Raw genomic sequence first — 20,125 nt, forward strand, 5'->3', positions numbered from 1 at the left:
GGTCCTCGTGACGGAGTCCGCCCACCGGCCCGAGATCGAGCGCGCGCTCCGCTTCATCGCCGCGAACCTCGAGAGGCCCATCACGGTCGCGGACGTCGCGCGCGCGGCGCGCCTCAGCGAGTTCCATTTCCACCGGGTCTTCCACGCAGCGGTCGGCGAGCCGATCGGGCGGTTCATCACCCGGAGGCGGCTCGAGCAGTCGGCGCTGCGGCTCGCGTACGAGCCGGACCGCAGCATCATGGATGTGGCGCTCTCGTCCGGGTACTCGTCCGCCTCGAACTTCTCGAAGGCGTTTGCGGCGCACTTCGGCTGCAGCCCGTCGCAGGTGCGGAGCCCGGAGCGCGGACTCCCCGTGGCGATCGGGAAGCTGACGTCGCTCTACGGAAAGGACTTTCGGCCGGAAGAGCTCTACACGCTCCCGCCCGAGCGCGGGGTCGACGAGCGGCGCCTCGAGGCGGCGGCGTGGAGCGCGCGGGTCCGCTTCGAGACCACGAGCGGGCTCGACTTCGCATGCCTCGCCAGCCCGGGCGGGTACGACGTCTCGGCCCTCGAGCGGCTCTGGTCGGACCTCATCGACGCCGCCCGGCAGCTCGGGCTCTGCGAAGACGCCGTGGATGCCTGGGGTATCCCGCACGACAGCCCGCAGATCACGGCCCCCGAGCTGTGCCGATACCACGCCTGCGTGCCCTGTCCGAAGACCGTCCCGCTGCCGCCCCCGCTCTTCCGCGGCCGGATGAGCGAGGGCCGTTACGCCGTCTTCCGCTATGCCGGCGAGGTGTCCGGGATCTCGGAGGCGTATCGCAGCATCTATTCGTGCTGGTTCAGGGAGAGCAGCCTCGCGCCCGACGACTTCACCGTCCACGACCACTACGTCACGGACGAGCCGAAGGACGGCCGCGTGGACCTCGAGCTCTGGTTCAAGGTGCGGCCGCGCCGCTGACCGCAGCACTCCGCGAGAGCTCATCCGGGCCTCGACGCTGGACGCGATCCGTCGTCCATCGCACCAACATCATCACGTGGCGAGCGCGGCTTCCCAACAGCGATGCGCTTCTGATACAAGCCATCTTGTTGAGGGGGGACATACGGGAGGGAGACGATGGCGAACGAACCGGACGCCACTTCGGGGCTGCTGCATACATTTCTTGCATCCTGTCCAGAGATGCTCTTCATCGCGGGGATCGACGGGGATGTGCTGCACTCGAGCGGCGCGCTCCGTCAGGCGCTGGGGGCCGGGGTAGCGCACGGCAATTCGCTCACGGCGCTCGTCCATGCGGAAGATCGCGCCGACTTCACCGCTGCGTGGATCCGGCTGAAGGAGCAAACAGAGCCGGTGCAGATCGATGTGCGCCTGATGGACGCCCAGGGCGCTTACCGGCGGCTGACGTGCAACGCGAGCCGGGCGCCCGAAGGAGGCACGATCCACGGATCGTTGCGGCAGGCCGGCGCCGACGGCGAGAGCAGCCCTGCAGAGCCGAGCCTCAAGGAGCGGCTCCTCGACGGCCTGGCAGACAACCTCCAGGTCGTCATCTGGGCGATCGACACCGAGGGGACCGTCATCTACCACGACGGCAAGGGGCTCGACGCCGCCGGGCTCGCGAGGGGCGAGCTCCTCGGGAAGAACCTGATCGAGCTCTATCCCGAGAGAGAGCGCGCCGCCTTGCAGGCGGCTATCGCCGGCACGATGGTCCATGATCACACCACGGCGCACGGCGTCCACTGGGAGAGCTGGGTCGTCCCCGTGCTCGACAGGCGCGATGAGGTCGACGCGGTGCTCGGGTTCTCGCTCGACGTCACCGCGGTGAAGCGCGCGCAGGAAGAGCTGCGGGCCAGGCTCTCTCAGATCGAGAAGCAGCAGGAGGTGATTCGCAACCTCTCCACGCCGATCATCGAGGTGTGGAACGGGGTGCTGACGCTCCCCATGATCGGCGTGGTCGACAGCGTGCGGACGGCCGAGGTGATGGATGCGCTGCTCGCGCGCATCACGGAGAAACAAGCCCATTTCGCGATCCTCGATCTGACCGGGGTCGACATGGTGGACACGAAGGTGGCGAGCCATCTCATCGAGCTCGTGGCGGCGATCCGCCTGCTCGGCGCCGAAGGCATCGTCGCCGGCATCAAGCCGAACGTCGCGCAGACGATGGTCGCGCTGGGGCTCGATCTCTCGACGATCTCGACGCAACGCGATCTCCGGGCCGCCCTCAGCTACTGTATCCGGCGGATGGCGCCGCAGCCGCCGCAGCAGAGCCGCGCCAGCTGACAGGGCTTCACGCGCGGCGGCCCCGCGCCGTCGAGCTCGCTCCGGCGCCGGAGAGCGCCTCCGGCGCGAACGCCGCCTCCCTTTTTCGGCGACTCTGCTCATCCGGAGGGTGCAGCAGCGCGAGAACGGGGCGATGATGCGCCCGGTTGTGACCGTTCAGCAGCGGGGGCCGCGCTCGGCCCTCGCACTGGGCTCACGGGGTGGGTGCGTGCACACGACAGCCGAAGATCGCGCAGAGACTCTTCACATCGATCCACGTCTCCTGATCGAGGCCCTGGACGACCCCGCGCTCGTCATCGACGCGCGGGGCGCCGTCCTGTGCAAGAACGAGCAGCTCGATCGCCTCCTCTCGGGGCTCGGGGCGCCGAGCCTGCCGCTGTCGCCGGAGGGCGATCGCGTGCTCCTGTCGCTGGCGCCCGCGGCCGCCGACGTCGCCCGGATCCAGGCGCTCCTCTCGGGCGAGGTCGATCGAGCCGAGATCGACCTCCCGGACGAGGGCCGCGGCGCGCCGCGGTGGGTGCTCCGCGGGCTCGCCTGCACGATCGGCGGCGGCCGCGGCGCCCTGCTCCGCCTCATCGATGGAGGGGAGCGCCGCATCCGGGAGCACCAGCGCCGCTGCGCGCAGGTTGTCGAGTCCATGCACCTCGGCTGCACCTTCCTCGCCCTCGAGGCCCCGGAGGATGACCGGTCGCTCCGGTACGTCTACATGAACCGCGCCGCCGAGCGGATCGCCAGCCGGCCCACCGCGGCGATGCTCGGCCGGACCATGGACGAGAGCGTCCCCAGCCTCCGGCAGATCGGCATTCCTCAGCGCCTGGCGGAGCTGATCCGCACCGGCGGGACCGACGAGAGCGAGGTGATCCTCCCCCAGGAAGCGGGCACGCGCGTCATGACGACGTGGTCGTTCCCCGTGGGAGATGAGTGCGTCGCCGTGGTCTACGACGATGTCACCGAGCGCAGGGCGACGGAGGCGTCGCTCGAGAGCGCGCGCCTCCTCCTCGACGGCATCATCGAGCACCTCCCGCTGATGCTCTTCGTCAAGGATGCGGCGGAGCTCCGCTATGTGCGGGTGAACAGGAAGTTCGAGGAGTTCCATGGCCACGCGCCGGGGGAGCTGATCGGCTTGCGCGCCAGCGACTTGTTGCCGCAGGCGCTGGCCGCGAAGATCGACGCCGAGAGCCGCGACGTCCTTGCGGGGGGCGTACCGGTCGAGTTCCCGGAGCTCCGCGTCCCCTCGAAGCGCTTCGGGGACCGCATCGGTCGCGCCCGGTTCATCCCCATGGAGGACGCCAGGGGCAAGGGCCGTTATCTGCTCGGGCTCGTCGAGGACATCACCGAGCGCAAGAAGATCGAGGACGCGAAGCGCCAGGAGTCGATCCTCCTGGAGACGCAGCGGCGGCTGATCGAGCTCATCCAGGAGCTCTCGACGCCGAGCATCCCCATCCACCCCGGCATCCTCGTCGTCCCGCTCGTCGGCCAGATGGACAGCTCGCGCGGCGCCCAGCTCGTGGAGTCGCTCGTCGCCGCGGTCGAGCGGCACCACGCCGAGTTCGTCATCATCGATATCACCGGCGTCACGTCGGTCGACAGCGCGGTGGCCAACCACCTGCTCCAGGCCACGCGCGCCGCGGGGCTCCTCGGGGCCGAGTGCAGCGTCGTCGGCGCGTCGCCCAGCATCGCCCGCACCGTGATCGAGCTCGGCATCGAGCTCGGCAAGCTCGCGACGCACCGGGACCTGCAAGCCGGGTTCCGGCATGCGCTGGCGCGGAAGGGGTATGTGATCTGCGCGCGCGCGGATCGAAAGGCCTGAGCGCGACGGAGCCGTCCGCGCCGCGCGAGACGGCCGCTCGCGCCACCGCGTCGGCGTCACGAGCTTGGCGAGAACATGATGGGATACACCACCGTCACGACGCCGCCCTCGGGCGCCGGGAACGTGAACTTCTCGAACTCGCGCAGCACGCAGCTCACGACCGCGCGATCCGGCATGGACGCGATCGCGGGCGGCGGCGGGGGGCTGTTCGGCTGCGGAGCGTCCTCGGCGACGGCCGTCACCTTGCCGTCCCTGCCGATGACGAAGCGCACCGCGATCCGGCCAGCGAGGTTGGGATCGCGGAGCAGCCCGGCTTCGTAGCATCTGCGCAGCGCGCCGAAGCGCGCGCGCACGACGTTCCGGATCTCCTCGGGGTGCAGGCGGCCCGAGACCTCCATCGAGAGCGCGCGAAACGAGGGCGGCGATCCTGGCGGGCCGGTGAACCGGCCTTCGCGGGGGAGGGCTCGGATCATGAGGATCTCCGGATTCGAGCCCGGCGGTCGCTCCTTCCATTGCCGTGCGCGGCCCAGGGTGGTCGACACGACCTCCTTGATGTCGGCGAAGCTGGCTCCTGGCACGGCGCGCAGGCCGATGCGGTCGAGGCAGGTCCGCGGCGCCTTCGCGCACGCGGCTTCGGCGAGCTCCGCGAGCGCGGCGGAGGCGCGTTCCCGCTGCGGGCCCACGACATCGCGCTTCACGAGCGTCCGGACGAAGCCGCCGCCCTCCGAGGCGCTCGGCGGGGCGACGGTCAGCTCGAAGAGGCTCACCTCCACGTCGCGTTCGCGGACATCGACGGCGATCTCGAACCACGGCGGCTCCGAGTTGCTCTCCTCGGGAGCGCCCGGCGTGGGCACGCGGAAACGGAGCCCGCCCACGCCGGTGCGCAGCAGCGCCACGGGGTAGCCCGCGAAGGCCGCCGTGCGGGAGACGCTCTCGATAACGATCCAGGCGACCGATCCGTCCGCGACGACGGCGATCTCTCCCTGCGCGGGCGCGCCGCGGTCGCTCTCGCGGGCGCGGCGCGCCTCCAGCTGCACGAACAGCTCATCGACCTTGGTCAGCTGGCCGAGCTCGGCGATGCGCTTCGCGTCGCCGACGAGCCGGCCGTCCAGGAGGATCTGGTGGCCTCGGATCTCGACCTCCGGCGGCGAGGCTGCGTCGGGCGGGGCGTCCGGAGCGACGGGCGGCGCCGCGGGCGCGATGGGTACGGCGATCGGACGCTCGGTCGGCGGGCGCGGGGGCGCAGGCGCGGCGCACGCGCAGAGCGACGCCGCCAGCAGGGCGATGGGGCACCAGGTCGGGTGAGGCATCGAGCAGCTCTCCAGGGTCGCGACGCTGAACTGCCGCGAACCGAGGATGCGAGCATACATGTTCCGGCGAGCGCGAAGCGAGGCCGGCGATGCGGTGAGGGCCTGGCTCTTCCGCTCGTGCCCCTTGCGATCCGGCCGGTCCGCACCAGAGCCTCCGGACACCGCTCATGCCTGAAGGCGACACCCTCTTCCGCATCGCCGCCGCCCTCGGCCCCGCGCTCACGGGCGCGCCCGTCGTCGCGCTGGAGCTGCCCCGGAGCGACCAGCCGTGCCGTCGGCTCGTCGGCCGCCGCGTCGAGCGCGTGGAGGCGCGCGGCAAGAACCTCCTGATCTTCTTCGACGAGGGGACCGTCCTCCACACCCACCTGCGCATGAGCGGGGTCTGGCACCTCTACCGCGAGGGCGAGCGCTGGAAGCGGTCCGAGGCGACGGCGTCGGCCATCCTCGCGGTCCCGGGCTACGTCGCCGTCTGCTTCCGCGCGCCCGTCGCGCGGCTGCTCCGCGCGAGCGCCCTGCGGGGCGACCGCCTCCTCGGCGCCCTCGGCCCAGATCTGCTCGGCGACGCCTTCGACGCCGCCGAGGCGCTCCGCCGCCTGCGCGCCCTCGACGAGGTGCCGCTCGGCGTCGCCGTCATGGACCAGCGCGTCGTCGCCGGCATCGGCAACATCTACAAGAGCGAGCTCCTCTTCCGGACGCGGCTCGACCCCTTCGCCCCCGTCCGGGCGTACTCCGACGAGGAGCTCTCAGCGATGCTCGACGTCGGCCGCCGCCTCCTGCAAGCCAACGTCGAGCCGCGGGACGCCGCCAGCGCGTACCGTGGGCCGACCGCACATTACATGACCAAACGCACGACGCGCGCCGGAGGAGACCGCAGGAGGCCGGTCAGCGTGTACGGCCGCGAGGGGTACGCCTGCTACGACTGCGGCGCCGCGATCCAGATGCTCCGGCAGGGGACGATGATGCGGTCGACCTACTTCTGTCCCCGTTGCCAGCCGACCCGCACCGCGCCGCCGCCGGCTGGGCCTGCTCCGTCCGCGCCGTGAACTCGGCCGCCGGCGGGGCGCGCTGCGGCGCGCGCGAGGACGCCGGCGATTCCCAGCGATCGCGCGTCGCGCGCAACCGTGCTGTCCGGCAGACCTTTCTGGCGCTCCGATCGTACGATCCGCTCCATGCGCCTCACCCTGCTCCTGATCCTCGCGCTCGCGCCCGGGTGCAGCCACGCCCTGGACGAGCCCGTCACCCCGGACGACGCCGGGAGCGCAACGCCCCCTCCGGCCCCCGTCTCCTCCTCCTCGGCGGATCCGCCGGGCTCGCCGCCCGCGACGGGCACCGCCGAGGCCGAGATCGACCCCCGCCTCGCCCCGCTCATCGCCGCCGCCTTTCGCGACTACAAGCCCTGGGGGCGCGTCGACGACGAGCTCCGCTGGGCGCCCTGGCTGTGCCGGATGCCGCTGCCCGGCCGCGTCCGCATGAGCGTCGCCGAGGACGGCGGCCACGCCCGCAAGCTCTATTCGGTGTTCGCCAAGCACCGTGATCGCTATCCGCTCGTCGCGGGACAGGCGCCTGTCGCCCAGCCGGTCGGGCAGGTCCTGGTCAAGGAGAGCTATGTCCCTGAGCTGGTGGAGGACGGCGAGGCGGCCGCCCTCCCGGGCGCCGGCGCCACGCCGCCAGAGTCCGCGGATCACTTCGATCCCATCCTGCGCGACGGCGATCGCGTCTACCGCGCGTCGCGCCTCGCGGGCGCCTACGTGGTGCTCAAGGTCGCGCCGGACACGCCCGGCACCGACGCGGGCTGGGTCTACGGCACGGTCACGGCCGCAGGCCAGGTGACCTCCGCCGGCCGGGTCGCCTCGTGCATGGGCTGCCACGTGAGCGCCCGTCACGAGCGCGTCTTCGGGCTCGCGCAGGCGCCGTCCGCGGCGCCCTGACGGGCTCCGGACGCCGCGGCAGCGTCGACGACCCCGGCGAGCGCGTCCAGCGACATCGGCTTGACGAAGTGGGCGTCGAACCCTGCCGCCTCGGCGCGGCGGCGGTCCGACGCCTGCCCGTACCCCGTGAGCGCGATGAGCGCGCCCGAGCACAGCTCGGCCTCCCTCAGGCGCCGCGCCACCTCGTAGCCGTCCATTCCTGGAAGCCCGATGTCGAGGAGCACGAGATCGGGCCGATGCTCCGCCGCGGCCTTCAACGCGCGCGGGCCGTCGCCGGCGATCCACACCTCTTGCCCGAGGGCCAGCAAGGCGTCGGCGAGGGTGCTCGCGGCGTCCACGTTGTCCTCGACGATGAGGACGCGGAGCTTCCTCGCCGCCGGAGACGGCTGCTCCGCGTTCTTCGAGGGCGCGGACGACGCCCCGACGGCCGCCGCGGGCACGCCCTCGTCCGCCGCCGCGGGCACGCCCTCGTCCGCCGCGACGGGCAGGCGCACGATGAACTCGCTGCCTTGCCCTGGCCCCCGGCTCGTCGCTTCGATGCTCCCGCCGTGGAGGGCGACCAGATCGCGGACGATGGTCAGCCCGATACCGAGGCCGCCGGGCGCCCGATCGAGGCTGCGATCCGCCTGACGGAACAGCTCGAAGACATGGGGCAGCACCTCCCTGGCGATCCCGATCCCGTCGTCGCGGACGCGCAGCTCCACCTGGTCGCCGCGCTGCTCGACCGTCACCCCGATGTGGCCCCCAGGGTCGGTGTATTTGCACGCGTTGGTGAGCAGGTTGACGAGGATCTGCTCGAGGCGGACGGCGTCCCCGAGGACGTGGACGGCGGCCGCCGGCAGCGCGAGCCGGAGCTGGTGCCGCCGCGCCTCGATCTGCTCGCGCGTCGACTCCACGGCGCGCGTCACGGCGGCCTTGACGTCGATCCGCTCCCTGCGCAGCTCGATCTTTCCCCGGGTGATGCGCGACACGTCGAGCAGATCGTCCACGAGGCGCATCAAGGTCCTCGTTTGCCGCGCGATCACCTCGACGTGCTGATCCGGCGGCCCGCCGCGGCGCCGCCGCCGGAGGAGCTCCACGGCCACGCAGATCGGCGCCATGGGGTTGCGCAGCTCGTGCCCGAGCATGGCCAGGAACTCGTCCTTCCGGCGATCCGCGTCGGCCAGCGCGTCCTCGACGCGCTTTCGCTCGGTGATGTCCAGCGACGAGCCGACGAACCCGAGGAACGCTCCGGCGGCGCCGAAGCGCGGGGCGCCCTGCGTCACGACCCACCGGCTCTCGCCGTCCCGGCGGAGCATCTGGCATTCCAGCATGAACGGCTCGTGCGTCTCCATCGATTCGGCGCACGCGCCCGCGACGAGCGGGCGATCGTCCGCGTGGACCGCGTCGAGCCAGCCGTCCCCCAGCTCCTCTTCGAGGGAGCGCCCCGTGAAGCGCAGCCACGTCGTGTTGACGTACTCGCACCCGCCGGAGGGCCCGGACATCCAGATCATCATGGGGGCGCAGTCGGCGAGGGAGCGGAAGCGCTGCTCGCTCTCGCGGAGGCGCTCGATATCCTCGGCGACCTGGCGGCGCAGCCTGGCGATCTCGATGCGACCGCCGACCCGCGCGAGCAGCTCGCGGACCGAGAACGGCTTGACGAGGTAATCGTCCGCGCCCGCCTCGGCGCCGTGCACGCGCGACGCCTCGCCAGATCGGGCCGAGATGAACACCACCGGGACGAGCCTCGTCCTCGGCTCGGCCCGCAGCGCCTTGAGGAGGCCGAACCCGTCGAGCCCGGGCATCATGATGTCGGTGAGCACGAGATCGGGTACACGCGAGCGCACAGCGCCGAGCGCCATTTCGCCGTTCTCGACGGCCTCCACGGTCCACCGCGTCGCAAGGACGTCCCTGAGGTAGCTCCGCATGTCGGCGTTGTCCTCGACGAGCAGGACGTGGCCGACCGGGCCCTCCGCCGGGCGTGTGTCCCATGCGCTGGCCGGTGACCCGACCGGCAGCTCCGCCGACGGCGCGGCCACGGATCCCCAGTGCGACGCTTCCTCCACGAACGCCTGGACCGTCACGGCCGTCATGCCGAGCTCCCGGTCGGCGCCGATGCGCGCCGCGGGCACGTGCGCTGATCCGGCGGGGATGCGGACGGTGAACGAGCTGCCACGACCGACCTTGCTCGTCGCCTGGACGTCGCCCGTGTGGAACCGGACGAGCTCCCGCACGAGCGCGAGGCCGATGCCGGAGCCCTCGTGGCTCCGCCCGCGCGCCCCGTGGACCCGGTGGAAGCGCTCGAAGATCCGGGGGAGCTCGTCGGCGGGGATGCCCGTCCCCGTATCGCGGACCTCGAGGGTCACGTGGTCGCCGCCCCACCGGAGCGAGATCGTGATCTCCCCCTCGAACGTGAACTTGAACGCGTTCGAGATGAGGTTGAGGACGATCTTCTCCCACATCTCGCGATCGACGTAGATCGGCTCCGGAAGCGGCGGGCAGTCCACCACGAGCCGGAGCCCCGCCCGCTGCATGGCCCCGCGGAACGCGTTCGCCACCTCCGCGGTCAGCGCCGAGAGGTCGAGCGCCTCGAAGACCATCTGCATCCGGGCGGTCTCGATCCGGACGAAGTCGAGCAGGGTGTTCACGAGCTTGAGGAGCCGCCGCGCATTGCGGCGCGCGAGCTCGACGAGCTCGCGCTGCCTGCCGGTGAGGCCGCCGGGCGCGCCGGTCAGGAGCTCGTCGATCGGGCAGAGCATGAGCGTGAGCGGCGTCCGGAACTCGTGGCTCACGTTCGAGAAGAACCTGGTCTTGAGCTCGTCGAGCCGGCTGAGCCGCTCGTTCGCCACGCGGAGCTGCTCGTTCGCGCGCTGGATCTCCTGCGCCCGGAGGAAGACCTCGGCCTCGACCCGCTCCGCACGCATCTTCAGCTCCTCCGTGCGCCGGGTCTGCTCGATCCCGCGCTGCTTCAGGCGGACGAACTCGGTCACGTCCTCGGTGCGATGGATGATGTACGCGACCCTGCCGTCCGGCCCCATGAGGGGCGAGTTCATGGGGCACCAGTACCGTTCCTCGAAGCCGCCTCCCTCCGCTTCGGGGCGCGGGATATCGTATTTCTGCACGGCCATGGTGTCGGGGGCGCGCGTCTCGAGCACACGCTCGATCGAGGCGCGCAGGTTCCTCGTGCCGGTCGCGTTCGGATCGTCCGGATTGTCCGGGAAGGCATCGAAGAGGTGGCGACCCAGGAGGTCCTCACGCCGGGTGTTCGCGGCCCGGAGAAAGGCGTCGCTCACCGCGACGATGGTGAAGTCCGGATTGAGTACGAAGTAACAGGCGGGGAGCCCCTCGAAGATCGCTCGGAAATCGGGGCTTGCTGGCAGCGCCTGCTCGCTCTCCGAACGCTGTTGCGGCTCCGTGCTTGCGATGAGTCTCATGGACATGACCAGATCTTCGAGAGAAGACCTGGTGCACGAGACCACGTATCGCTACCCGGATCTCCGCGCCCCCGCGACGCTCGGACGCAGCAGCGAGCTTGGCGCCGGCTCGCCGCTGACGGGCGCTGTCTCTGGCTCCTCGGGCGCGGGCTCCATGATGCGCGCGACCCACGAGAGCCCTTCCACGTTCTCCAGCGTGATCTTCGCGACCATCATGATGGGCACCGACAGGAGCGCGCCCGCCGGCCCCCAGAGCCAGCCCCAGAAGAGCATGCCGATCAGGACGGCGAGCGGCGACAGGCCCAGGGTCCGCCCGAGCACGCGCGGCTCGAGCACGTTGCCCACCAGCAGGTTGATCAGCAGGTACCCGATGGCCACGAGGGCCGCGGTGCCGGGGCCCTGGCTTGCCAGCGCGGCGAGCACGGCCGGGATCGTCGCGACCGCCGCGCCGATGTTGGGGATGAAGTGCAGGACGAACAGGCTCGACGCCAGGAGGAGCGCCAGGTCCACGCCCAGGAGGACCAGGAGCACATAGGCGAGGACGGCGACGAGCAGGCTCGTCAGCGTCTTCACGACGAGATACTTCTTCACCTCCCGGACGATGCGATCGACGTGCTCGAGCCCGCGCGAAGGGGTCGAGAGCAGCCGTCGCACCTTCGCGCCCGCGCCGGCGCCCTCGCAGAGCGCGAAGAACACGACGAGGAGCACCACCCCGAGGCTCGACGCCGCGCTGGCGACCGTGACCGCGGCCCCGCCGAGGAGGGGGACCAGGGACGCCGTGTGCAGCGTGCGTGAGAGGAACTCCGGGTTCACCGGGAAGCCGCGCTCCGTGAGCGTCATGGCGAGCGCCTCGGTCATCGAGGACATCCGGACCAGGTAGACCGGCACCTTCTCCTCGAGCTCCACCCCGGCGATGGTGACCACCGCCCCGACGAAGACAAGGATCGCCAGATCGACCACGAGCGCGGCCAGCGCCCCGAGGGCCGCGGGCAGCCCGCGGCGGGTCACCCAGGTCGCGATGGGCGACGAGATCGCCGCGAGCGCGACGCCGAACAGCACCGGCACGAGGAACGGCTCCGCGTAGCGCAGCCCGACGATGACGACGACCGCCGCCGCCGCGACCACGACCATCTGAGCTCGACGAGACATCGTGAAGATCCCCATGCCCAACCTCGCTGCTGACGGGTTCTCGCGTCACCTCCGCTCCGGTGGAGCGGAGCGCGGCGCAGTCTCCTCGAGTAAGAGCAAGGGGTGCGCCACGCTCCGTCCCGCCCGAGCCGCGGCGCGACGGCGTGGATCGCTATCGCGCGGACACCCGGGCATCGCCGGCTTGCCCGCCGTTCAGCGGCACCGCGCCGTGCTGGGCGGCGTCGGTCTTCGGCGTCGTCCCGGTGACGTACGCCTTGACCGCCTCGACGAGGAACCTGAGCCCGGCCGCGCCTTCGTTGTCCCAGTACTCGCCCTCGCGCGGGCTCACGTGGATGAGCGCGAGGGAGGGATCGTCCTTGCCCTGCGGGAAGAACACCTTGGCCTCCTCCGACCACAGCGCCTCGATCTTCGTCCGACTCCGCACGATCGAGGCGCTGCCCGACAGCGACAGGAAGCGGCGCCCCTCCTGGAGGGTCATATTCACCTCGGGCTGCGACTCGATCTCATCGACCTTGCCCGAGTCGATGCTCGTCATGAACCAGACGTCTCCGGTGTCGCTGTCGACCTTCATGAGCGCCATCGGACGCGCCCGCAGCGCCCCCTGGCTGGCGTGCGTGACGAGCATGGCAGTCCGGAACTTCTTGAGGATCTCCAGCAGCTTCTCCCGCGATCCAGTTTCCATGGTTTCCTCCATCGAGCTCCGGCCTCAGTGCGAGATCCGGACCATGGCCGGGCGGGCGGTGGAGGGCGCGGATCATGGCTCTTCTGTGCCGCACCGGGCGTGCGCTCGCGGCATTCCGCCACAGCGGCAGGCGCGGCCCGCCGCGCCCGCGCTGCGCTCGAGCTGGGGGAGCGGGGAGGGGGGAAGGGGAGAGGACCGAGGGCGGGCGAAGCTACGCTGCGCGGGCGAGCACGAGCGCCCCGATCACGAGCACGACGAGCGCGAGCGCGCCGGCGACCACCAGCGCCACCTTGCCCCACGCGATGGGCGCCGTGCCTGTGACGTGGCTCGCGTCCTGGCCGTGGACGACGGCGCGGTAGCTGCGCCCCTTGTAGCGGTAGGCGAGCACGTACGATGGCAGCGCCAGCCGGCGCGTCTCGAGCGCGTGCAAGAGCACCGCCACGTGCACGTTGCGGAACGTGGACCCCGGGATCACGCCTCGCGTCAGGGCGTCCTCCGCGCTGGCGGCGATCCGCTCGCTGACGATCTTCCGCGCCGCCGAGCGCTGCGCGTCGAACTGCTCCAGCACCGCGTCGGGCGGGCCGAGCTGCTGCTGTGTCCGGTGCGCGGCGGGCACCGCCAGGTCGAGCCGGAAGTACGGCGCGAGCTCCTGGGCCTCGTCGAGCGAGAGCCCGCGTGAGGCGGACAGGAGCAGGTTGCGGAACGGCAGCTGCGTCTGTCCGGCGTGCGGGGCCCAGCTGCTCAGCCGGGCGCCAGCGTTCGAGTCTGCCGTCCAGCTCACCACGGCGTCCGCGCTGACGAGCCAGCCCGCCCACCAGATCGGGCGCAGCCCCTCGACGGTCGCCGCGCGCGCGAGATCCGACGGTCGGAAGAAGCCGAGCGTCGACATCCACCGCCGCAGCGCCTGATCGGCCTGATCGGGGGGCACCCCGAACGGGAGCAGCCAGTCGGCCTGATCGATCGGGTCGACCGGCTGCTCGATCCGCGTGACGGCGCCGCAGAAGCGGCACTTCGGCGCCTGCGCCTCGGCCGAGTACGAGACCGCGGCGCCGCACTCGGTGCACCGCAGCACCTGCACCGCCTGCGGGGCCTGGGCGCGGCCCTGCGGCGCGGCGAGGCCGCAGACGGCGCAGCGCAGGTCCCCCGGCTCCAGCGGCCCCTGGCAGCGCGCGCAGCACGGCCCCGTGGCGCTCGTGGTGGCCGAGGCGACGTCCATGTTCGCGCTCATCGCGCCCCTCCGGTCGGTGCGGGGCTGCTCCCGGGGCGGACGCGCTCGGTCGGCGCGGGGGCGGCGGCGGGGGCGGGCGGCCGCGCAGCGCCGCGCCGTTCGGCTGGATCGCGGCCCCGGTCGCGCGCCGCGGCGAGGAGGAACGGCGCCGCGATCAGCGCGATCACGAGCACGACGGCGAGGGCGATCTTGATCCAGGAGATGGGGGCCTTGCCGTGGATCGCGCCGGTCTGGCCGTTGATGAGGACGCGGAAGGGCGGCTTCTGCGGGTCGTGCCGGATGGCGAGCACCCAGAGGGGCACATAGAGCAGCTCGAGCGTCTCGCGGTCGAGGTGCGTCTCGTGCGTCAGGCCGTGGTGGCTGTCCCCGGGCATGAAGCCCGAGAGGTCGCGGCCGATCTTCTCCAGCGCCTCCCGCCGCGCGAGGCCGTAGCACTCGGCCTGGGTCATCGTCGGCTCCTCGGCGATCCAGCCGCTGAGCACCGCGGGCGTGTAGCGCCGCATCGTGCGGAGGTCGAACGGCTCGATCGCCTCGAGCTCGGCGTTCGGGACGGCGCGAGACGCCACGACGAGCACGTCCATGACGTAGGTCGCATGCTGGCCTTCGAGGTGCCGGTGCTCGGTCCTTGTGACGACGCGTGTCCGGGTGACGCTGTTCCCCTTGTCGTCGGTCGTCGTGTACGTCTCGGTTTCCTGGTAGTCCTCGCCGATCTGCGCCGCGTAGCGCGTCTGCGCCATCGCCGAGTACAGGTAGGCGGGCGTGTAGACGCCGCGGATCGCGTCGATCGTCGCCGTCTTGACGCTGGACTGCACGAAGAAGCTCCGCTTTCCCAGCCACGCCTTGACCGCGCCCTGCGCGCTCTCCCGGGTCGTTGTGAACCCGACGACGAAGTGCGGCAACGGCCGATCGTGGGAGGGCGGCCGCTCCACCACCGAGGGCGACGCGCAGTACGGGCACACCGCGGTACGCTGGTCCGCTTCAACGCGCAGCGAGGCGCCGCAGGTCTCACATTCGAGTTGCACCGGCGCCCGAGAGAACCGCACCGGGGGGCACGGCGTCAACAGGGAACCGGCGGCGGGCGGCTTCCGAGGTCGGCGGGAGAGGCCGAGTCGCCGGCGTCCTGCTGCGGTGTCTGCCGCATCAGCGGAGACAGCGAGCTCCGCGCCCAGCGCCTGACCGCGGCGTCCGGCCAGGGCTGCCAGCGGGCGCTGGCCTGCGGTGAGCGGGCCGCCGCGGCGGATGCGCGCGGGGCGCGCGCCCCGGCGCGCAGGCGCGGCGCGGGCCGCGGCTCGTCGAGGAACCGGAGGAGATCGGGGGCGAGATCGCCCACCGCTTCCCGGTGCGGGTAGTGCCCCGCCTTGGCGAAGCGCCGCACGGCCGCGCCTTCGATGTAGCGGTCGATGTCCGCCGCGTGGCGCGCCGGGATCACCTGGTCGCGCTCGCCCCAGTAGACGGCGAGCGGCGGTATCTCCGGGAGCCGATGAGCGATGTCCATGAGGTGATGGCGCTGTCCGCGCAGATCGATCGCGTGGCGGAGCGTGCGCGACAGGGCGCGGGCCGTGCCGGGCCGCGCGTTCATCCTGGCGAGGTGCCTGCGCTCTTCCGCGTTGAAATCGCCGCCGAGCACCAGCACGCCCGCGTGCGTGCCGACGCCCATGAGCACCGGCGCGGCCAGCTCGATCAGCCCGGTCACGGCGGCGAGGCGCAGCGGCAGCGCGACCTCGGTCCCGATGCCGCCCGCGGCGACCAGCCCGACGCGGTGGATGCGCCCTGGCCGCTCGGTGGCCACGCACATTGCAATGCTGCCGCCGAACGAGTGCCCCACCAGATCGAAATCGCCGAGCCGGAGGGCACGGATCCATTCGGCGACCACGCCCGCATACCACGCGACCGTATAGGGCGCGTCGGGCCGGGCCGAGTCGCCATGGCCGGGCAGGTCGAGCGCGACGACCCGGCGCCCTGCCGCCGCGAGCGCGGGGGCGAGGCGGTTCCAGGTCCGACAGCTGTCGGACAGGCCGTGTACCAGGACCACGGGGCGCTGGTCCGCGCCGCCGTTCCGGGAGGGGGTCCATTCTTGCCAGTGGACCTCACCAGCAGAAAGGACACGAACATGGCTGCGACACGTGACCGACATGTTCTTCATCAAGAGTTCGCACGAAGTGCCGCGTCTGTCCAGATTGCACGGCTTCGATGGGGAGCTCGGGACGCCGCGAAGCGTGCTTCGCGCCCAGTGTAGGTTTTGCAGCGCCAGCGTACGCCGTACTGGGCACATTCGAGTGGTCCCCGGAGGGCGGCCGCCCTGCCTCCTCGCTGGCTCGGCGTGTCCTTGCCGCAGTCGGCCGCTTTGTCATCCCACCTCGGTGCTGCGTTCGATGCCCTGGCCGGGCCCCCCTGCTGACGCACGGACAGAATTAAACTTCATGGTTACTTGTTGACATCGCGCTCTACTTGAGACGAGTCTCGCCGCATCGGAAGACGTACGCTGGCGCGCTTGCTCTGTTATGAGAGCGAACGCTGTTTCGACGCGCGCCGCGGGGAGCGGATCTGGAGGCTGAGGGAATACAGGTATGCCCTGCGCCAGATCCGACGCGCTGGGTGACTCCGTAGATATGGGCATCATTCCCCAGGAGGGGCCGAATCGACATGATGCGATTTGCCAGCCTGCGCCCCCAGGCTGCGCATCGTGGCGAGAGGCGCGATTGCAATTCGTGGCTGCATTGTGTTCGCGCTCATTGCCGGTGTCGCTGGCGCCTTCATTGGACGTGCCGCTCCGCGCGACGCGCCGAGCGCACAGGCGGCCGCCCAGGTGCGGCTGCTCATCAACGCCGCCGTCGAACGGGCAGCAAGGCCAGCCCGCCGCGCTCCTCGTGGGCCAACCTCGCGCTCGACCGCCGCGGCAGCGCCCCTCGTCCCAGAGGACGGGGCAAGAAGAAGAGGAGTTCCATGCAGCGCTCGACCGTCTCGCGTGCCCGAATCGGGACAAGGCGCCGCCACCGGGCGATAACGAGAGACGTGGGGCCGCCGCTGTGCCAGCCTGAACCCCGCGGTGTCGGGCCGCGCAAGCGCGCAAGATCGAGCCGCGAGCGGGCGTGGAGCGCGACGAGGCTCGCTCCGCGAGCCCTCCCACAGCGGCATCGCGATGGACCGCGCGGCCCTTCCCCTCGCGAACTGCACGAGATGACCGAGATGCGAGACCTCGAGAGAGATTCACAGGATGCGCGGGCGATGCTGCTCGAGGCGGCTGACGCGGCGACCTCCGCGCGCCGCGCCGTCCGTCACGTCCTCGAGGGGCTCGAATCCATCATCGCGCTCCGCGCCTCCGCCGGAAGCGCGCAGGACATTCATCGCGTGCGGAAGCTGGTCGACGATCTTCGCGCCGCGCGGAGGTCGGCGGGCATCTCGTTGCGTGCGGCGCAGCGCACCGCGGACGGCGCGCTCCACGCGCTCGGCGGGGAGTCGCCCGGCGATCGAGCGCGGACTCGAGCCCGCGACCGCGCCGAGCTGAAGGGCGGGCACAGCTCGCACCATCGACGGATCCGGTGAGCGTCCTGAGCGCAAACGCCGCGACCGTCCGGCCTGAAGCGCGAGCGCCATGGCGACGCTGCCCGCGCGCGACGCCCAAATCGAGGGCGCGATGCGACACCGGCATGAACATTGCCCCTCCCCGGCGACCGTCGAGGCCACATAGCGCCCATGCGTGACGCGAACGAGCACAGCGCCTGCGTGGACGCCTGGTTGGCGCGGGCAGCTCGGGGCGCGCCGCCCGACCGCCTCGTCCAGCTCTTCGAACGAGCGTTCAACGCCCTGTGGCGACGCGCCCACGTCACCCTCGGGGAGGTCACGCTCGGCGCCATCGTGGATCGCGTGTTCTACTATGCCTGCGAGCGATACTCGGTCCTCTCGTCGCTCAGGATGGAGTCGGCCGGGATCTGCTGCGTGGCGCTCCAGGAGCGCGCCGCGGGCGTGCGTCGCGACCAGATCGACGAGGGGCTCCGGTTCATCCTGGTGGAGTTCCTCACGGTCCTCGGAAACCTGACGGCGGAGATCCTCACGCCGGCGCTCCACGCGGAGCTCTCGAAGGTCGCGCAGGAGGAGGCGGGCGGGATCGACAGAGCGTCGGAGAACGCGCCCGGGATCTCCGAGGGCGAGGACGGCGAGGAAGTGGAGCCATGACGAAGAAGACGGCCATCGCGCGCATCGAGACGGGGGTGCGAAACCTGGATGCGCTGTTCGGGGGGGGGCTGCCGAAAGGGTCGATCGTCGTCGTCGCCGGCCCGCCGGGCGCGGGCAAGACGATCCTCACCCAGCAGATCTGCTTCCACAACGCCTCGGCCAGGACCCGGGTCCTCTACTTCAGCACGCTCTCGGAGCCGACGGCGAAGACGCTGCGCTACCTGAATCAGTTCGACTTCTTCGACGCCGGGAAGATCGACGGGGGAATCCAGTTCGTCGACCTCGGCGCCATCCTCCGCACGAAGGGCCTCGACGGCGCCTTTCGGCTCGTCATGGATCACGTCAAGAAGGTCAAGCCGTCCATGGTCGTCATCGACAGCTTCAAGGTCTTCGACGACCTCGCCAAGTCCAAGGAAGAGCTCCGGAAGTTCGGCTACGAGCTCGCGATCAACCTCATGGCGTGGGAGACCACCACCTTCCTCCTCGGAGAGTTCGGGCAGAGCGACATCGAGACCAACCCCCTGTTCTCGATCGTCGACGGGCTGATCATGATCAACCAGCGCCAGGAGTCCGGCGAGCAGCGGCGGGTCATCCAGATCGTCAAGATGCGCGGCACCGACCACAGCCGCGAGGAGCACTCGTTCGCCATCACGCGGGCCGGCATCGACGTGTTCGCGCCCCGCCTCACCATCCATCGGGCGGCCGTCGAGGGCAAGGAGCCGCGCCTCAAGACGGGCATCTCGAGGCTCGACGAGCTCCTCGGAGACGGGATCCCGCGTGGCTCCACCCTCCTCATCGCCGGCGTGGCGGGGACCGGCAAGACGGTGCTCTCGCTCGAGTTCATCTACCGCGGCGCGAAGGCCGGCGAGAAGGGGATCTTCTTCTCCTTCGAGGAGAGCGAGGCGCGGCTGCGCGCCACCGCCCGTGGCCTCGGCTGGGCCCTCGACGCCGAGATCGAGCGCGGGATGGTCGAGATCGTCTTCATCCCGCAGCCCGACATCCTGGTGGAGGGGCACCTGCTCATGCTCAGCGAGCGGATCCTCGGCATGAAGGCGCGGCGCGTGGTCGTCGATTCGGTCTCGGTCTTCCTGCACAAGGTCAGGGACCCGCAGGTAGACCGAGAGAAGGTCTTCCAGCTCGCCAGCGTCATCCACAACGCGCAGGCGGTCGGCTTCCTCGCCACCGACATCCCCTACGGCACCAACCAGATCAGCCGCTTCGGCGTCGAGGAGACCGTGGTCGACGGGGTCATCCTCCTCTCCTCGACGGAGGAAGGGCTCGAGCGCCAGCGCTACATCGAGATCTACAAGCTCAGGAACACCGCCCACCTCAGGGGCCGGCACAGCGTCCACATCGGCCCGGGCGGGCTCATCGTCTATCCCCGTTACAACGCGGAGGCGGCGTTCGGCGAGCCGCCGCCCCCCCTGGACACGGCGCGGCGCCTGCCCTCCGGCGTGCCCGGGCTCGACGGGCTGCTCGGCGGAGGGCTGCTCGAGCGCAGCGTCACGCTCCTCTCCGGGAGCGCGGGCATCGGGAAGAGCACCCTGTCGATGCAGTTTCTCATCGAAGGCTGCCGCCGCGAAGAGCCGGGGCTCTACGTCGCCCTCGAGGAGGGGCCCGCACAGCTCGTCAGGACCGCGGAGGCGCTGGGGCTGCCGCTCCAGGAGGCGATCGAGAAGGGGCTCGCCGAGGTCATCTATCTCTCGCGGGAGCGCGTCCGCCCGAGCCAGCTCCTCTCGCTCCTGACCGACAAGATCCGCACGCAGAAGACGCGTCGATTCGTCCTCGACAGCGTGAGCCACCTCGCGACGGAGGGCGTCTCGGACGACGAGCTGCGGCAGCTCCTCTTCGCGCTGATCACGCGGTTCAAGGCGCTCGGCGTGACCACCCTGCTCACGCTCGAATCGAGCGTGATGTACTCCAGCCAGACGATCACCGACCGCAGGTTCTCTCCGGTGGCCGACAACCTCGTCGTGCTCCGGTACACGCCCATGCCGGGCGAGATCAGGCCGACCCTCATGGTCGTGAAGACGCGCGGCAGCGAGCACGATTTCGGCGCCTACCACTTCACCGTGGAGAAGGGCGGCGCCCGGATCGGGCGGCGCGCTGACCTGGGTGATCCTCTGGCGGCGAAGAACATCGAGCGCCGGAGGCGCACGAAGAAATAGGGGGAGG

At 71.2% G+C, this 20,125-nt stretch carries 15 protein-coding genes; 8 read left to right on the forward strand and 7 right to left on the reverse strand.

What is annotated here, in order from left to right; all coding sequences use genetic code 11:
- The first annotated feature begins 7 nt into the window (after positions 1 to 7).
- The 3 genes from WME95_RS19755 to WME95_RS19765 all read left to right on the forward strand — a co-directional run bounded on the left by WME95_RS19755 (position 8) and on the right by WME95_RS19765 (position 4,067).
- Positions 8 to 940: an AraC family transcriptional regulator gene (locus WME95_RS19755; protein ID WP_437909887.1), complete on the forward strand. Its 933-nt coding sequence runs from the start codon at positions 8 to 10 to the stop codon at positions 938 to 940.
- A 219-nt stretch (positions 941 to 1,159) separates the two neighbouring features.
- Complete coding sequence (locus WME95_RS19760) at positions 1,160 to 2,257, forward strand: PAS domain-containing protein (RefSeq protein WP_437909888.1); 1,098 nt, start codon at positions 1,160 to 1,162, stop codon at positions 2,255 to 2,257.
- A 208-nt stretch (positions 2,258 to 2,465) separates the two neighbouring features.
- On the forward strand, positions 2,466 to 4,067 hold the full coding sequence (locus WME95_RS19765) for a PAS domain-containing protein (protein WP_437909889.1): 1,602 nt from the start codon (positions 2,466 to 2,468) through the stop codon (positions 4,065 to 4,067).
- Between the two features lie 56 nt (positions 4,068 to 4,123).
- On the opposite strand, the gene WME95_RS19770 is transcribed toward WME95_RS19765, so the two are convergent.
- Positions 4,124 to 5,377: an AgmX/PglI C-terminal domain-containing protein gene (locus WME95_RS19770; protein ID WP_437909890.1), complete on the reverse strand. Its 1,254-nt coding sequence runs from the start codon at positions 5,375 to 5,377 to the stop codon at positions 4,124 to 4,126.
- Between the two features lie 167 nt (positions 5,378 to 5,544).
- Here WME95_RS19770 and WME95_RS19775 point away from each other — a divergent pair, with 167 nt between their 5' ends.
- Together WME95_RS19775 and WME95_RS19780 are read left to right on the forward strand one after the other, a co-directional pair.
- Positions 5,545 to 6,420, forward strand: coding sequence for an Fpg/Nei family DNA glycosylase (locus tag WME95_RS19775; protein WP_437553731.1), 876 nt, complete (start codon positions 5,545 to 5,547; stop codon positions 6,418 to 6,420).
- A 126-nt stretch (positions 6,421 to 6,546) separates the two neighbouring features.
- Complete coding sequence (locus WME95_RS19780) at positions 6,547 to 7,305, forward strand: hypothetical protein (RefSeq protein ID WP_437909891.1); 759 nt, start codon at positions 6,547 to 6,549, stop codon at positions 7,303 to 7,305.
- On the opposite strand, the gene WME95_RS19785 is transcribed toward WME95_RS19780, so the two are convergent.
- From WME95_RS19785 to WME95_RS19810, 6 genes are all read right to left on the reverse strand, one after another.
- A complete protein-coding gene (locus WME95_RS19785) occupies positions 7,257 to 10,724 on the reverse strand; it encodes an ATP-binding protein (protein WP_437909892.1) in 3,468 nt (1,155 codons plus the stop codon). The two genes, WME95_RS19780 and WME95_RS19785, sit on opposite strands and share 49 nt — an antisense overlap.
- Before the next feature lie 45 nt (positions 10,725 to 10,769).
- Positions 10,770 to 11,867, reverse strand: coding sequence for an AI-2E family transporter (locus tag WME95_RS19790; protein WP_437909893.1), 1,098 nt, complete (start codon positions 11,865 to 11,867; stop codon positions 10,770 to 10,772).
- A 151-nt stretch (positions 11,868 to 12,018) separates the two neighbouring features.
- Positions 12,019 to 12,549, reverse strand: coding sequence for a pyridoxamine 5'-phosphate oxidase family protein (locus WME95_RS19795; protein WP_437909894.1), 531 nt, complete (start codon positions 12,547 to 12,549; stop codon positions 12,019 to 12,021).
- A 211-nt stretch (positions 12,550 to 12,760) separates the two neighbouring features.
- Positions 12,761 to 13,777, reverse strand: coding sequence for a zinc ribbon domain-containing protein (locus tag WME95_RS19800; protein WP_437909896.1), 1,017 nt, complete (start codon positions 13,775 to 13,777; stop codon positions 12,761 to 12,763).
- Entirely contained in the window at positions 13,774 to 14,838 is a 1,065-nt protein-coding gene (locus WME95_RS19805) for a hypothetical protein (protein WP_437909897.1), read from the reverse strand. Before WME95_RS19805 ends, WME95_RS19800 begins: the two co-directional genes overlap by 4 nt.
- Positions 14,835 to 15,809 (reverse strand): alpha/beta fold hydrolase, encoded by a 975-nt coding sequence (locus WME95_RS19810; RefSeq protein ID WP_437909898.1) that lies wholly within the window; start codon positions 15,807 to 15,809, stop codon positions 14,835 to 14,837. Before WME95_RS19810 ends, WME95_RS19805 begins: the two co-directional genes overlap by 4 nt.
- A 1,154-nt stretch (positions 15,810 to 16,963) precedes the next feature.
- Between WME95_RS19810 and WME95_RS19815 the strand changes: the two genes are divergently transcribed.
- The 3 genes from WME95_RS19815 (at position 16,964) to WME95_RS19825 (ending at position 20,118) form a co-directional block, all read left to right on the forward strand.
- Positions 16,964 to 17,320 carry a hypothetical protein gene (locus WME95_RS19815; RefSeq protein WP_437909900.1) on the forward strand — a complete coding sequence of 119 codons (357 nt, stop codon included), beginning with the start codon at positions 16,964 to 16,966 and terminating at the stop codon, positions 17,318 to 17,320.
- A 150-nt stretch (positions 17,321 to 17,470) separates the two neighbouring features.
- Entirely contained in the window at positions 17,471 to 17,950 is a 480-nt protein-coding gene (locus tag WME95_RS19820; RefSeq protein WP_437909902.1) for a hypothetical protein, read from the forward strand.
- Positions 17,947 to 20,118: an ATPase domain-containing protein gene (locus tag WME95_RS19825; RefSeq protein WP_437909904.1), complete on the forward strand. Its 2,172-nt coding sequence runs from the start codon at positions 17,947 to 17,949 to the stop codon at positions 20,116 to 20,118. Before WME95_RS19820 ends, WME95_RS19825 begins: the two co-directional genes overlap by 4 nt.
- The last annotated feature ends 7 nt before the right edge of the window (positions 20,119 to 20,125 follow it).

The sequence above is a fragment of the Sorangium sp. So ce327 genome (assembly GCF_051530205.1).
Classification (GTDB): Bacteria; Myxococcota_A; Polyangia; order Polyangiales; family Polyangiaceae; genus Sorangium; species Sorangium cellulosum_B.